The organism is Brevundimonas diminuta (assembly GCF_022654015.1).
Taxonomy (GTDB): Bacteria; Pseudomonadota; Alphaproteobacteria; order Caulobacterales; family Caulobacteraceae; genus Brevundimonas; species Brevundimonas diminuta_C.
Genome location: NZ_CP073063.1, coordinates 474142 through 488564, shown reverse-complemented (window position 1 = coordinate 488564; position 14423 = coordinate 474142). Strand labels below are relative to the sequence as shown.

General features: G+C 57.3%; 11 protein-coding genes. 6 read left to right on the top strand and 5 right to left on the bottom strand.

Going from position 1 to position 14423, the window contains the following annotated elements:
* Positions 1–149: 149 nt before the first annotated feature.
* The 3 genes from KAK88_RS02310 to KAK88_RS02300 are packed head-to-tail and all read right to left on the bottom strand — an operon-like array spanning position 150 to position 2853.
* The gene (locus KAK88_RS02310; RefSeq protein ID WP_242077713.1) at positions 150–827 is read right to left on the bottom strand and encodes an ABC transporter ATP-binding protein; all 678 of its coding nucleotides are present in this window, start codon (positions 825–827) and stop codon (positions 150–152) included.
* Positions 827–1984, bottom strand: a complete 1158-nt coding sequence (locus KAK88_RS02305; protein ID WP_242078546.1) for a chain-length determining protein — start codon at positions 1982–1984, stop codon at positions 827–829. Before KAK88_RS02305 ends, KAK88_RS02310 begins: the two co-directional genes overlap by 1 nt.
* Before the next feature lie 26 nt (positions 1985–2010).
* Positions 2011–2853 carry an ABC transporter permease gene (locus KAK88_RS02300; RefSeq protein ID WP_242077712.1) on the bottom strand — a complete coding sequence of 281 codons (843 nt, stop codon included), beginning with the start codon at positions 2851–2853 and terminating at the stop codon, positions 2011–2013.
* Positions 2854–3003: 150 nt separating this feature from the next.
* On the opposite strand from KAK88_RS02300, the gene gmd reads away from it, so the two are divergent.
* The 4 genes from gmd to KAK88_RS02280 all read left to right on the top strand — a co-directional run bounded on the left by gmd (position 3004) and on the right by KAK88_RS02280 (position 7397).
* On the top strand, positions 3004–4077 hold the full coding sequence (gmd, locus tag KAK88_RS02295) for a GDP-mannose 4,6-dehydratase (protein WP_242078545.1): 1074 nt from the start codon (positions 3004–3006) through the stop codon (positions 4075–4077).
* Entirely contained in the window at positions 4067–5011 is a 945-nt protein-coding gene (gene fcl / locus KAK88_RS02290; RefSeq protein ID WP_242077711.1) for a GDP-L-fucose synthase, read from the top strand. The genes gmd and fcl overlap by 11 nt, the downstream gene beginning before the upstream one ends.
* Positions 5012–5160: 149 nt before the next feature.
* Positions 5161–6654 carry a hypothetical protein gene (locus KAK88_RS02285; RefSeq protein WP_242077710.1) on the top strand — a complete coding sequence of 498 codons (1494 nt, stop codon included), beginning with the start codon at positions 5161–5163 and terminating at the stop codon, positions 6652–6654.
* Positions 6655–6662: 8 nt separating this feature from the next.
* A complete protein-coding gene (locus tag KAK88_RS02280) occupies positions 6663–7397 on the top strand; it encodes a cytidylyltransferase domain-containing protein (protein WP_242077709.1) in 735 nt (244 codons plus the stop codon).
* Here the strand turns inward: KAK88_RS02280 and putA are convergent.
* Positions 7394–10525 (bottom strand): bifunctional proline dehydrogenase/L-glutamate gamma-semialdehyde dehydrogenase PutA, encoded by a 3132-nt coding sequence (gene putA, locus KAK88_RS02275; RefSeq protein ID WP_242077708.1) that lies wholly within the window; start codon positions 10523–10525, stop codon positions 7394–7396. The two genes, KAK88_RS02280 and putA, sit on opposite strands and share 4 nt — an antisense overlap.
* Positions 10526–10634: 109 nt before the next feature.
* On the opposite strand from putA, the gene KAK88_RS02270 reads away from it, so the two are divergent.
* Both KAK88_RS02270 and KAK88_RS02265 read left to right on the top strand, forming a co-directional pair.
* The gene (locus KAK88_RS02270; protein ID WP_242077707.1) at positions 10635–11096 is read left to right on the top strand and encodes an Lrp/AsnC ligand binding domain-containing protein; all 462 of its coding nucleotides are present in this window, start codon (positions 10635–10637) and stop codon (positions 11094–11096) included.
* A 133-nt stretch (positions 11097–11229) separates the two neighbouring features.
* The gene (locus KAK88_RS02265) at positions 11230–13449 is read left to right on the top strand and encodes an AGE family epimerase/isomerase (protein ID WP_242077706.1); all 2220 of its coding nucleotides are present in this window, start codon (positions 11230–11232) and stop codon (positions 13447–13449) included.
* Positions 13450–13483: 34 nt separating this feature from the next.
* On the opposite strand, the gene KAK88_RS02260 is transcribed toward KAK88_RS02265, so the two are convergent.
* Entirely contained in the window at positions 13484–14338 is an 855-nt protein-coding gene (locus tag KAK88_RS02260; RefSeq protein WP_242077705.1) for an FkbM family methyltransferase, read from the bottom strand.
* Between the last annotated feature and the right edge of the window lie 85 nt (positions 14339–14423).

Genomic DNA, 14423 nt, shown 5'->3' with positions numbered 1-14423 from the left:
GATTCGTACTCAGGAAAGAAGAGCTGAACCTCGTGTTTGCGTGCCATCACGAGTAGCGCAGCCCTGCCAGCCTCACCCTCTAATGCTAGGCCAGGAACTACCAGACATCCAGGCGCCTTCGCGACCATCAACATCAGTGTCCCACTGTCTCACTCAGCCCGAAGCCACTTATAAACATCCACGCCCTCTTCAATGTCATCAAATAATCTCGTCTTGCCACTTTCAATAACGAGAGCTCGTTCGCAAAGATTACTGATCAGATTCATATCGTGCGACGCCATTATGAACGCTCTTTTACCGCGCTTTATAAAAAGTTCATCTTGGCATTTCTGCTGAAATCGCGCATCCCCAACTGCAACCAACTCATCTATCAAGTAACAATCGAACTCAATTGCAAGCGAAAGACCAAATGCAAGCCGGGCCCGCATGCCTGAAGAGTAGTGTTTGACGGGTTGTCGCAACGCGCTGCCCAATTCGGCGAAATCATCTACGCGACTTAGAAGGTTAGAAAAGTTTCTTTTGTATATTCGCGAAAGAAATCTAATATTGTCCAGGCCAGAGAGGCTGCCTTGAAAGCCGCCGCCAAATCCTATAGGCCAAGAACTCGACATCGACCATGTTATTTTTCCGGACGTCGGCGGGAGAATCCCACCCAGCATCTTAATCAAGGTAGATTTTCCCTGACCATTGCGTCCAAGGATAGCAATGCGCTCTTCATGTGCCAGCGTGAAGCTGAGATCAGAAAACACCTGTTTCGATCCGCTGGGATAGACCTTGGATAACTGTTCGACCATAAGGCCAACTTTTTGGCCTGCCTCGATTGTCATTACTGGCGATGCTCCTTGACGCCAGTCCAGATCAGCCAGCCCACCCCGTATAGCAACAACATTGTCCCAAAGACGGTGAGAATGGCCAGCAGTCGCTTCGGCTGTGTCGGCTTATCGGCGAGGCTAGGACTTACAACCCGCTCCAAATATAGCTGCTGACGTCGGGCATCCTGCCGCGCGCCATTAAGCGTGGCTGTTGCGGAGGCTAGGTTTCTCGAAGCTAACTCGCGCCTCCCGACAAGAAGTTCATAGTCACCCACCTGAGGCGCCAGAGAACCGTTTGCTCCCGCGATCCGTTGACGCTGCGCTTCGATTTGGCCTTCAATTGCGCGCAGACGGGCATTCAGTGCAGCGAGCTGGGGACTTTGGGGGGCTTGCGACTCGAGTTGTTGCTTCTCGGCTGAAAGCTCTGCTTGGTTCAAAAGAAGGCCACCGAGCAACTCAGAGGTTTCGGTCGCGACATTGGCAGGGTCGATGAATCGTTGGCTAGTACGGAAACGGGTTAGCTCAGCCTGAACCCGAACAACTTCTTCTTGAGCGTCCTTGACGGCCGCTTCGGCCTCTACCACAGCTGTTGCTGTAGCGCGTCGGTTCAGGCGGTTTACAAGATTCTCTCCGCCGTCCAACAAACCGTTGGCGATGGCCGTGGCGTCTTGCGGACTGAAGGCCTCGACGCGCAGCGTGCTCATGCCATTTGTCGAGTCATGGCCGACAACCACGAACCGCTGAAATCCCTCATAGAAAGTTTCGCGACTGTCACCCTCCCACGGACGGCGAAGACGCGAGAATGGATCGACGCCCGGTCTACTCAGCATGGCTCGAACATCATATTTACCCTGAAGGTCTTTCAAGGCGTCACGTGACTTAATGTATTCATGGACAGCAAAGGCATCGGTCTGGGCCGCACCAAGCCCAACTCCCTGCAGAGCGACTCCAAGAGGCGATGGCGTTTGCTGGGCTTGGGCGCGAACGATAAATCGGGCTTCCGACACGTAACGAGGCGTCGCGATGAAGGCATAGTAGATTGCAGCCACCAATGTGGGCAACACGACGACAACAACGAACGGCCATGAAACGCGTTCGCGCCAACCCTTTCGCTTTTGGCCAAGAGCTTGCCCCGAAACAGGCCCCAAGAATGTAAGTTTTGCTTCAGACATCGTCACCACAGGGACAGACCCCGTTCCTATTCCACATCAACGTACTTTAAGGCGGTTGAAAGCACGAGGAGACCGACAAAAAGAAGAACCGTTCCACAGAGGGCCGGATAGAAGGGATGATAGTACGCTTCGAAAAATTCCCCGAAAAATCCGGCGCGCACCATTTCCACAGCATTGGGCATGGGCACCAACAAGAACGCTTCTCGATAAGCCGGGGGGACAATCGATACCGTAAAAAATGCCCCAGACAATGGTATGAGCATATAAGTAAATAGCTGCGTAACGCGCTCTACCACTTCGAACCTTACAGCAAGCGCGCTAAGCAGAAGAGCGAGGCCAAATGAAAGCCAAGCCAATGACAACCACCCCCAATAAAGAAGCAGAGGAATTTTAGGGAACGACACTTGCCCCATCGCATATAAAATCACAAATACAGCCAAAAATGCTGCTGTAGTGCCCATGAATTCCACCAGCGATCTTGCGGCATACACATGGATGATTCTGACTTGGCGATGGTGAAGAAGGCCGACATTGGCCTGAATAGCGCCCAAGCTGTGTTGAATGAAATGGCGCAGAAGCAGCAAGCACATGTACCCCGTCATGACGAAGGCACCCACCCGAACGCCGTGCTCGTAGGGAGGCTTCAGCACGCTCCACATGGCGATAACGCCGATACAGAAAAGCAGAGGTTCGCCGATGACCCACAGAAATCCTAGGCCTTCCCGTCCATACCGGGTCACCATTTCGCGCATCATTAGAGCCCGGGTGATCCGCGCCTGCCTAGCGATCCCGCCGCCGAGTTCGCGGATTGAAATAATCACGCGCGCCAAAAGTCTGCCTTGAGATTGTTGCCTCTGATGCGCCTGCATACACCATATATCGGGCCAGGAAACGTTTGTTGGGCTAGGTTGCATCAATTGCTCAGAGAAAGCGAAAAACAGCCTCGCGTCAGCTATGAAGGGCGGCTATTTAGCAGCGTAGGCGCGTCCTTCACTGCGCATAGAATGCTTGAGAATAAAATGGTCCAATTTAATGGTAAGGTCGCGCTCGTCACGGGCGTTACGGGACAGGATGGTGCATATCTGTCGGAGTTGCTGTTGGAAAAAGGCTATATTGTCCACGGCTTGAAGCGGCGATCGTCATCATTCAACACGGGGCGGATCGAGCATCTCTACCAAGACCCTCATGAGAAAGACCCGCGGTTCATCCTTCACTACGGCGACCTGACGGATTCAACCAATCTGATCCGCATAGTTCAGGAAACTCAACCTGACGAGATCTACAATCTAGCAGCTATGAGCCACGTTCAGGTGTCGTTCGAAGCGCCGGAATACACGGCCAATGCCGACGGCATTGGCACCCTGCGTATCTTAGAAGCGATCCGCATTCTCGGTCTCGAGAAAAAGACGAGGTTCTACCAGGCCTCAACATCGGAGCTTTATGGTTTGGTGCAGGAAGTGCCGCAGTCAGAAACGACGCCCTTCTATCCGCGCAGCCCGTACGCCGTAGCTAAAATGTACGCTTACTGGATCGTGGTGAACTACCGTGAGGCCTATGGCATGCACGCTTCCAACGGCATCCTGTTCAATCATGAGAGTCCGCTTCGCGGCGAGACCTTTGTGACACGCAAGATAACCCGTGCGGTCGCCGCCATTAAACACGGCTTCCAAGACCGGTTGTATCTCGGAAACATCGACGCAAAGCGCGACTGGGGTCACGCACGTGAATATGTGCGCGGAATGTGGATGATGCTGCAGCAGGACAAGCCCGATGATTATGTTCTTGCAACAGGCGAGACAACGGTTATTCGCGACTTTGTCACATATGCCTTCAGCCAAATCGGCGTGGTGCTCCGCTGGGAGGGGAAGGGAATTGATGAGAAGGGGATATGTACGGCGACCGGCCGTGTCTATGTCGAGATCGATCCGCGCTATTTCCGCCCGACGGAAGTCGACCTGTTGATCGGCAACCCTGCCAAAGCCAAAGCCAAACTGGGTTGGACTCACGAGACAAAGTGGGAAGCTCTTTGCGCCGAGATGGTGGCTGCAGATTTGGTTTCAGTGTCGCGGGAGCAGCGCGGCAATGGCGAGTGAGGTCATTTTCCCGCTCAAGGGCAAACGAGTATGGGTCGCTGGCCATCGTGGCATGGTCGGCTCAGCTATCGTTCGCCGTCTAGCCAGAGAGGATTGCGAGATCATCACGGCGAGCCGCAGCGAGGTCGATCTGAGGAGCCCCGCCGACGTCAACGCCTTCCTCGCCCACAGGAAGCCGGCCGCGATATTCATGGCGGCCGCTAGAGTCGGCGGGATACTTGCAAATGACACCTATCCAGCCGACTTCCTCTACGACAACCTGATGATCGCGGCGAACGTCACCGAGGCCGCGTATCGCAACGATGTCGAGAAGATGCTATTCCTTGGTTCCAGCTGTATCTATCCGAAGTTGGCTCCTCAGCCCATTCCAGAAGACGCCCTGCTGACTGGCCAGCTAGAGCCTACCAACGAGTGGTACGCGATCGCCAAGATCGCCGGCATCAAACTGGCTCAGGCTTATCGCAAGCAGCATGGTTGCGACTTCATCAGCGCCATGCCTACAAATCTCTACGGGCCCGGGGACAACTTTGATCTGAACACCAGCCACGTCCTGCCAGCGCTTATCCGAAAAGCTCACGACGCAAAGATCACCGGCGAGGATCACATCACGATTTGGGGGACTGGCACACCGCGTCGGGAGTTCCTGCACTCTGATGATTGCGCCGATGCCTGCGTTTTCCTGATGCAGCGATACTCCGACGTTGAGCACGTCAACGTGGGGTCAGGTAGTGACATCGCGATCATCGATTTGGCGCGCCTCGTCAGCCATGTTATAAAGTTTAGCGGCAATATCCGCACCGATCCCCTTAAGCCCGACGGCACTCTGCGCAAGCTCATGAGCGGCGATAAGCTTAGGCAGCTTGGGTGGAAAGCTGATATCCCTCTAGAAGAGGGCATTGCGGCCGTATATGAGGAATTTTGCCGTCATCTCTAATCCTTAAAGTGAGGCATTATGGTGACTAGTGACGTAGAGGCTTGGTGCCGATGACGAGTGACCGACGACGTCTATTTATCCAAGCCAACAAGACTATCTCGGAACTTTACCTTAGACGCGGAACTTCGAAGTTTGTCTATGCGGACCTCATGCATAACAATCTGGAATATCTTCTTCGCTCACTTTATATAGCTCGATCTACGGCAATTATAACAGGTTGCGATCTTATTGGTATTGCCGGAAATCCAGGCGTCGTTGAAAGATCGGCGTATTTGGACCCAAAGCAATTTGACTTTGAACTCGCTGAGTCTTTTGGCGTAAAGCAAATTATTTTTGCACCAGCCCAGAGTAAGTACGAAGCGTGTTCGTTCTTCGAGCCACTCCTGGATCCAAGCTCGCGCTGCGATACAATTGGCCGAGCTTCGCTAGAAACTATTCGCAACCTTCAGAACCTGCAGGATCAGGATGGCGTGCAGATCGGCCGCATAGTTCAAGACACCTTCATGAGATCGAACCTTTGGCCCACAATTTATGAATGCGATGCCCTAAACTCCACACGCGAAGAGATTGATACTCTGAGCGGATGGCTAAGAGATATTTTCCGTGACCGACCTCCTGAGGCATTTGTTTCTGGTCACATAGATTACTCCCCATGGGGACTCGCCATGCAGCACTGCTTGGCTGAAGGCGGAAAGGGAATATACTATAGGTGCGACGTAAGAACTCCAATTTACGTCTTGGGGCATAGGGAAAATAAGGAAACGCTAAATGGATTGTTACGTCGGGCTGACGAGAGAGCTTTTCTAGAGTACCGCGATATCTCGGAGATTTCTCGAACAAGTATAGATATAAGGCACGCGTTAAACGACTCGATTTCAAAGAACTGGCGCTGGACGACTCATCCCGATGCAGGCGATCACTTTGAGTGGCCTTTTTCAACCAACCTCCCCACCGCTTGCCTATTCACCCACACGTTCACTGACCAGCCCAGCGCAGATGAATCTGTCTTCATCGACCATCTAGATTGGCTTGAAAAAACGTTGGCCCATGCCGCCGCACGAGGGGACTATAATCTGTTGGTGAAGGTTCACCCATTGGATGGTCTATTTGATCTATCGAAATCTATAGACCGCCTAGAGAATGAATTTTCAACACACAAAAATATTGTGTTTTCGCGCCAACCTATTCCGACCAGCACTATAGTTAACAAATGCTCAGTCGGCATTACAGTAAGAGGAACGCCTGGAATTGAATTCTCCGCATTGGGCCTGACAATGCTTCTCGCGGGTCGTGCCTACTACGATCATGTCGAGTGCGTTATCAGGGCCAACTCTGAACTTGAATACTTTTCTTATCTGGAAGATATATTGTTTAGCAGAAGTAAAACGTTTGATACCATTATTGCTAAAGAATATGTAGCTTTTGATCGCTACTGGGCAGCTCCTTTCTCGCCTTTACTAGGCTCTTTTAGCGCCAATCAGGATCCTGAGTTAATTTGGTCGAATGCATTATCTGCATGCCCAGCTACTGCATTTGAGATGGATGAAATTACACGATGCTTATCAGACGCGATTGGTAACTGCGAAAAATACGGCTCGGCGCGCGCCGTTCCTCGACACGCAAGTTCGCTTCTACTGAATTGATAATATTGATGAACAACTCTATAGATTGTTACATTCCTGCCAGGCTTGGAAGTTTACGAGTCCCTGCAAAGAATCTCCGCCTTCTTGGAGGTATGCCACTGATAGCGCACGCAATTAATACGCTAAAACGGACTGAAACTATCTCGTCATTTTGTGTCAACACTGAAAGTCCGATCATATCCGAAGTCGCAAGGAAATACGGGGCCGCCGTTTACGACAGGCGGCCAGACCTTGCCATTTCATCGACCTCTACGGACGAAATAATATATGATTATGCGCTTAACTCTTCTTCCGACCATCTTTTGCTCGTCAACCCCACTGCGCCCTTCCTAAAAAGTGAATCTATAGATTCCGCTGCACGGCAATACTTGAAAACAGGCCAGAATCTGTTTTCATCAACGCTAACCCGACGTCATGCGTACTATAATGGCGAGCCGCTTAATTTTTTGCCCGCATCAAAGAGCCCGAGAACTCAGGAACTCACGTCAGTCGAATTTATCAACTTCATATTCATTTTCCTAAACCGAGCAAAGATGGTCAGTGCGTATGAGAATAGTGGAAGCTGTTTATATTCTGGAGACATGCAACTTTGGCCTCTAGATGGCTTGGAAGCATGGGATATAGATGACGAGTTTGATTTCCAAATTGCACAGCTAGCGATCGATCGCCAAGTTGCCCCGAAGCCCGAATATGTACCAGAGGTGGCTTCCTTAATTCGTTCTGGCTTGCGTTTTGAGAATTAGAGGTTCAGCAGCGCCGAATCTCCGCCCTGCGCCGCAATGTTCACGCTGATCGCCTTCTCGGCGGCGTAGCGGATCAGGCTGTTCGGCCCGCCCGCCTTTGGACCAGTGCCTGACAGCCCCTCGCCGCCGAACGGCTGGACGCCGACCACTGCGCCAGTGATCGAGCGGTTGACGTAGACGTTGCCGGCGGGGACCAGGTCAACGACTTCGGCGGCGAAGGCTTCGATACGGCTGTGGACGCCGAGGGTCAGGCCGTAGCCGCGGGCGGCGAGTTTGCCGGCGACCGACTTCAGGTCGGACGGGGCGTAGCGGTAAATGTGTAGGATGGGGCCAAAGACCTCGCGTTCGAGGAAGTCGGGCGTGGGGATTTCGGCGATGGTTGGGGCGAACAGGTCGCCCTTTTCGGCGCCCATCGGCAGGGCGACGCGGGCGATGACTTTGGCTTCCTTCGACAGGCGCTCGACGTGGGCTTCCAGGGCGCGACGGGATTCGGGGTCGATAACGGGGCCGATGTCGGTCTTGGGATCTGCAGGGTCTGCGACGGTCTGGACAGCCAGAGCGCCCTTCAGGCCCTCGATCAGGGCGTCGGCCGAATCCTTTGGCACATAGAGGACGCGAAGGGCCGAGCAGCGCTGACCAGCGGAGCCGAAGGCCGACTGGATCACGTCGTCGATGACCTGTTCCTTCAGCGCCGTCGTGTCGATGAACATGCCGTTCAGGCCGCCGGTCTCGGCGATGAAGGGGATGATGGCGCCGGGCCGGGCGGCGATGGATCGGTTGATGGCGGCGGCCGTGTCGGTGCCGCCGGTGAAGGCGACGCCGTCGATGCCCGGATGGGTGACCAGGGCCGCGCCGACCGTCTCGCCACGCCCGGGGACCAGGGCCAGCAGGTCGGGGTTCAGGCCGGCCTTGTGGTAGAGGCGCACGGCCTCGGCGGCAATCAGCGGCGTCTGCTCCGCGGGCTTGGCTAGCACGGCATTGCCGGCGGCGAGGGCAGCGGCGATCTGGCCGGTGAAGATGGCCAGGGGGAAGTTCCACGGCGAGATGCAGGCGAAGACGCCCCGTCCGTGCAGGAACAGCTGGTTGGTCTCGCCGGTCGGGCCCTTCAGCGTTTCCGGGGCGGTGAAGTCACGCTCGGCCAACAGGGCGTAGTAGCGGCAGAAGTCGGCGGCCTCGCGCACCTCGGCGACGCCGTCGTTCAGGGTCTTGCCCGCCTCGCGGCTGAGCAGGGCGACCAGCCGGTCCAGATCAGCCTCCAGCACATCGGCCATGGCGCGCAGGACGATGGCGCGCTTGGCGCCGCCCTGGCGGTCCCATTTGACCTGAGCCTCGGCGGCGGCCTGGACGGCGGCGCCGATGTCAGCCGCTTCGGCTTCCGAGACATGGCCCAGCACCTGCGAGCGGTCGAAGGGATTGGTCACGGCCTGGGCGTCGATCCCGGTGCGCAGGCGGCCAGCCACGATCGGGCCGGACGTCAGCTTCGCGCGGTCGATCCCCTCCAGTGCGCGGGAATGGGCTTCACGGTCGGCGGCTTGCGAATAGTCGCGGCCGAGGGAGTTCTGACGATCGCCGTACATGTCTTTCGGAACCGGAATCTTGGGGTGACGGTCGGGCGCCTGCTCGACCAGGGAGATGGGATCGGCCGCGACGGCCGAGGCGGGCACGCGCTCGTCCAGCAGGGCGTGGACGAAGGAGGAGTTGGCGCCGTTTTCAAGCAGGCGCCGCACCAGGTAAGGCAGCAGCTCCTCGTGCCCGCCGACGGGGGCATAGGCGCGGACGATGACAGTCTCGTCAGCCCAGGCCTCGTGCGCGGCGTCGTATAGCGCCTCGCCCATGCCGTGCAGGCGCTGATGCTCGACCGCGACGCCATGATCACGCGCCATACGCCGCACGGCCGCCAGCGTATGGGCGTTGTGGCTCGCGAACTGGGAATAGATAGCCGGCGCGGCCGCGATCATGGCCTTGGCGCAGACCAGATAGTTCAGGTCGGTCGCCGCCTTGGTCGTGTAGACGGGATAGTCGGTGCGGCCGAACACCTGGGCGCGCTTGATCTCGGTGTCCCAATAGGCGCCCTTGACCAGACGCACCATCAGCCGGCGGCCGGAGCGGCGGGCGAGGTCGGCGACGCGTTCGATCGTCTCCAGGCCGCGCTTCTGATAGGCCTGAACCGCCAGACCCAGGCCCGTCCAGCCGCCCAGCGAAGGCTCGTGCGCCAGCCGGTCCAGCAGTTTCAGCGACAGAGCCAGACGGTCGGCCTCCTCGGCGTCCATCGTATAGTTGATGTCGTATTTTGCCGCGATCTGGGCCAGGCGCAGGATGCGGGGATACAGGGTCGCCCAGACGTCATCCTCATGCGTCGCCTCATAGCGGGGCGACAGGGCCGACAGTTTCACCGACACGCCGTGGCCGTGCTCCGGACCCTGACCCTTGGCCGTCTTGCCCACCGCCTCGATGGCGTCGGCGTAGATCTTCTCATAGCGGTCGGCATCGGCCACCGTCCGGGCGCCCTCGCCCAGCATGTCGAAGCTGCACAGCCAGCCTTCCTTGTTCGACCGTTTCAGCGCCGCCTGGATGGTGCGGCCGACGACGAACTGCTCGCCCATGATCTTGACGGCCGTGGCCACCGCCTGGCGAATGACCGGCTCGCCCAGTCGGCCGGCGATCCGCTTGAGGAAGCCGGGCAGGTCGCTGCGGGCCTCGTCGTTCACGTCCACCAGTTTCCCCGTCAGCATCAGGCCCCAGGTCGAGGCGTTGACGAACAGGCTGTCGGACTGACCCAGGTGGGCGGCCCAGTCGGCCGAGCCGATCTTCTCGGCGATCAAGCGGTCGCGGGTGTCCTCGTCCGGCACGCGCAGCAGAGCTTCGGCTAGACACATCAGGGCCAGACCTTCGCGGGTCCCAAGCGAGAATTGCTGCAGGAAGCTTTCGACGACCCCCTGTTTTTTCTGGCTGCGGCGGGCATGTTCGACCAGGGCCGTCGCCTCGGTGACCACATCCGCCCGTTCGGTCGCATTCAGGGGCATGCGCGCCAGATTTGCGGCGACGGCCTCACGCTCATCGCGAAACTTGTGCGCATCCAGACCGTCCCAGGCGGCCAGGCTCGAAGGCATTAAGGCGGGAGTGGTCATCGGTGACAAATCCTGTGGATTTGAGCCGTATATGCCGGAGTTCATTGAAGGTGCTTCGTATGATACAGGACTAGACCGAAGTTCATTCGGTGTGAGGCCGTGATTTCCGATGATCGATATCGACGCCGTCGATCGCCGCATCCTGCGGGTGCTTCAGACCGACGCCCGCATTTCCAACGCCGAACTGGCGCGACGCTGCAACCTGTCGCCCGCCGCCTGTTTCGAACGGGTCAAACGGCTTCGCGAAAAGAAGATCATCACCGGCTACGTCGCCATGATCGACCCGGCCCAGGTCGGCCGGGACCTGCTGATCTTTATCGAGGTCCTGCTGGACCGCACCACCGGCGACGTCTTTGAAGCCTTCGCCGCCGCCGTTCGCAGTCAGCCGGAGGTGCTGGAGTGCCACATGGTCGCCGGCGGCTTCGACTATCTGATTAAAGCCCGCGTCGGCGATATGGACGCCTACCGCGCCTTCCTGGGCGACGTTCTGGTGCGGATGCCGGGCGTCCGCGAAACCCGCACATATGCGGTGCTGGAAGAGGTGAAATCGACGACGGTGCTCCCTTTGTGACCCAACATCTGCCAGGACGTCGACAAGCGACAGCGTTTAAACTTAGTCACAACTTCGGGTCGGCGAAATCAGATGACGTGTGACAACGCCTGACCTAAGATGCTGATACACCTGACAGATCACAGCGTAGACAATGGCCATCATCTATCCCGTCATCATGTGCGGCGGCTCCGGAACACGCCTTTGGCCGGCATCGAGGCCCTCTCTGCCAAAGCAGTTCATACCGCTGGCTGGCAATCGATCTTTGTTCCAGGAAACCGTGGCTCGCGTGGCTGGGCTTTGTCAGCACGGCGGTGAATTGGTTGTTGTCGGGGGGCTGACCCACAAACGCGCCATTCTGGATCAGCTAGAGGAAATCGGCGTCAGCGCCGTCATTCTGCTGGAGCCCGAAGGGAGAGATTCTTCGGCGGCCATGGCCGCCGCTGCCGAATGGACGGCGCAGCGTGCGCCCGAAGCCATCAATCTCTTTGTGGCCTCAGACCATCACATTCCAGACGCCGAAGCGTTCCGACAGTCGGTCGGCAAAGCCGCATCTGCGGCCGCTCAGGGCCGCATTGTCACTCTGGGTGTCGTCCCGACCGAACCCTCATCCGCCTACGGATACATCGCGCCATCAGGGCCCGACCTCTCCGCCGTGTCCGCGTTCGTTGAAAAGCCCGATCAGGCGACCGCGGGTCGCTATATTTCGGAGGGCTACCTCTGGAACAGCGGCAACTTCATCGTCCGCGCCGACGTGCTGTGTCAGGAAATCGCCGAACGGGCGCCTGCGGTTAGCGAAGCCGTGCGCCTCGCGGTGGCTGACGCCGAGATCGACGGTCCATGCTTGACCTTAGGGGCCGGGTTCAAAGCAGCACCCAAAATCTCCATCGACTACGCCGTCATGGAGAAGACGACGCGCGCTTCCGTTCTGCCGGTTCGCTTCGAGTGGTCCGACTTGGGTGCCTGGGATTCGGTCCATGCATCCGGCGAAGGCGATGTGGGGCTTCACATCCTTGAGGACTCCGAGGGCTGCTTGGTTCGAGCATGCGACGGTGTGATGGTGGCTGCGATCGGCCTGCGCGATGTCGGGATCATCGTGGAACGTGATGCGGTTCTGGTAACGGATCTGAAAAAGAGTCAGGACGTAAAAAAGGTGGTGGAAAGACTGCGTAGGCTGTCACCGCAACATCTCGACTTCCCATCGGCCAGGCCCCTAGAAACTTTGGAGGCTGGCGCTTGCCGCCTGACGACCTGGCTCAGACAAGCCGCACTCCCCGTCTGGTCAAGCCTGGGGCAGGATGAGACAGGCGCATTCGAAGAGGTCCTGGCGCTCGACGGCCGACACATCGCCACATCCCGTCGCGCCCGCGTCCAAGCACGCCAGTTGCAGGTCTACGCCGAGGCTGGCCGCCAAAGGTGGCAGGGGCCATGGAAAGCCGTTGTTGAGAGCGGACTGGATCGCCTTATGTCTGCCTATCTGCGCCCAGATGGTCAGATGCGCACCTTGCTAGCGGCGGATGGATCCCCGCTGGAAGAGACTGCGATGGTTTACGACCAAGCCTTCCTGATCTTCTCCCTCGCCTGCATCTCGGGCGTGACGGCAAAGCCTTCGCTTGAAGATAAAGCCGCGGCGACCCGGGATCTGCTGATGCAAGGTGCTGATGCGGTGGGCGGGCTCAAGGAAGCTGGAAGCCATCCCTATCAATCCAACGCTCACATGCATCTTCTTGAGGCGGCCCTGGCATGGGAAGAAGTCGGCGGCGGGCCTCAGTGGACCGTGCTTGCCGACCAGATCGTGCATTTGGCCCGGACCAAGTTCATCGATGCAGAAACCGGCAACCTACGGGAGTTCTTCAATGCGGACTGGTCGCCCGCCATAGGCGACGACGGACGCTTGGTCGAACCCGGTCATCAGTTCGAATGGGCGTGGCTGATGGCGCGGTATGGCCGTAGCCGAAACGACGAGGCGGTGATCGCTGACGCCTGGAGACTTTACGAAGCCGGCCTGAAGGGCGTCGATCCGAAACGCGGCATCGCCATCGACGCCATGAACATCGACGGCAGTGTGCGTAGCCCGCGCTCGCGCCTGTGGCCTCAGACCGAATGGCTGAAGGCGTCGCTTATACTTGCCGCGCTCAGCGACGACGGGCGACGCACCAAATGTCTCGATCAGGCGGCGCGTGCGCAACGGGCCCTGTGGCTGTATCTAACGCCGCAAGGTCTGTGGCATGACAAGATGTTGGAAAATGGAAGCTTTATCGACGAGCCTGCTCCCGCAAGCTCATTCTACCACATCATGGCCGCCTATGTTCAGGTGCGCCAAGCGGTCATTGCTTTAAATCCAAACATGAGCGCCACCTTGTCTCTAGCTTGAAATCTACAGTTGATGCATTTCTTCAGACACGCCTTCAGCGTTCACCAGATGGATTTGACCGAGCAACCACGAGATCGCACGGGTCCATATTTCCAAGAATGCTGTAATCAACGGACAAAAGTTGCGCTTTGGTGGTAATCCGCCAGAAGCTGAAACCCATGCCTTGAAGTCGATTGGCGAGCTGTTGTGGGTCCGCGCGCGAACGTATCTGCACTACGTCCCATTCAATGCATAGAATGATGTCAGGCTGCTGAAGAAGATTTTCGGCTCCCGACAAAATCAACGGCTCCGACCCTTCTGCATCAATCCGAAGCAATCTTACGTTGGGCAGATCAAGATCATCCAAACGGATCGCTTCGACCTCAAGTACCTGAGTATCGCCGCCGAGCGCATTATCTCCCACGTAGACGTGGCCGCCGCCTCCATATTGGCGGGAGATCGAGAACCTGACAGCACCAGCCGTGTCGCTTGCGACTTTTTGAATGATTTGCACCCAAGACGCATAGCCGTTCAAGCGAACCGACTTGGCGGAAAGCGCAGCAAGTCTCGGATTCGCTTCGAATGTCAGAACGCTCCCGCCAGGCCCTACTCGATGAGCCATTGCCACGGTGTAAAACCCGACGTGCCCGCCAACCTCGACAACACGATCTCCGGGCCTCAGCAGGCTCAGCACAACCTTAGCGATCCAAGGCTCCCATGTTCCGTGCGCAATTAGATGCGCGCAAACACTTTCTTCCATCGGGTCAACATAAAGGAAGTGGCCACTTTTGAGCTTCGTAAGAGCCAGGCCATCGCCTAGATAGAAATATGGCCGCTCGGGCATATCGTTACGCGCAACGTCTTTTTTCGGTCTCCACAACTTGGAAACCGATTTCGACCAGTTTTTCATAACGCTTTCCGAATCCACGACGGTCACTGCCGCAGCAGAGCCAATGCGCGCCTGCCAAGCAGACCGCCGCTTATCCTATTGGCAT

Coding starts and splice junctions, on each gene's coding strand:
- KAK88_RS02310 (WP_242077713.1), bottom strand. CDS start 827: ATGACAATCGAGGCAGGCCAAAAAGTTGGCCTTATGGTCGAACAGTTA.
- KAK88_RS02305 (WP_242078546.1), bottom strand. CDS start 1,984: ATGTCTGAAGCAAAACTTACATTCTTGGGGCCTGTTTCGGGGCAAGCT.
- putA (WP_242077708.1), bottom strand. CDS start 10,525: ATGACCACTCCCGCCTTAATGCCTTCGAGCCTGGCCGCCTGGGACGGT.
- KAK88_RS02300 (WP_242077712.1), bottom strand. CDS start 2,853: ATGCAGGCGCATCAGAGGCAACAATCTCAAGGCAGACTTTTGGCGCGC.
- KAK88_RS02280 (WP_242077709.1), top strand. CDS start 6,663: ATGAACAACTCTATAGATTGTTACATTCCTGCCAGGCTTGGAAGTTTA.
- gmd (WP_242078545.1), top strand. CDS start 3,004: ATGGTCCAATTTAATGGTAAGGTCGCGCTCGTCACGGGCGTTACGGGA.
- fcl (WP_242077711.1), top strand. CDS start 4,067: ATGGCGAGTGAGGTCATTTTCCCGCTCAAGGGCAAACGAGTATGGGTC.
- KAK88_RS02270 (WP_242077707.1), top strand. CDS start 10,635: ATGATCGATATCGACGCCGTCGATCGCCGCATCCTGCGGGTGCTTCAG.
- KAK88_RS02260 (WP_242077705.1), bottom strand. CDS start 14,338: ATGAAAAACTGGTCGAAATCGGTTTCCAAGTTGTGGAGACCGAAAAAA.
- KAK88_RS02285 (WP_242077710.1), top strand. CDS start 5,161: ATGCATAACAATCTGGAATATCTTCTTCGCTCACTTTATATAGCTCGA.
- KAK88_RS02265 (WP_242077706.1), top strand. CDS start 11,230: ATGGCCATCATCTATCCCGTCATCATGTGCGGCGGCTCCGGAACACGC.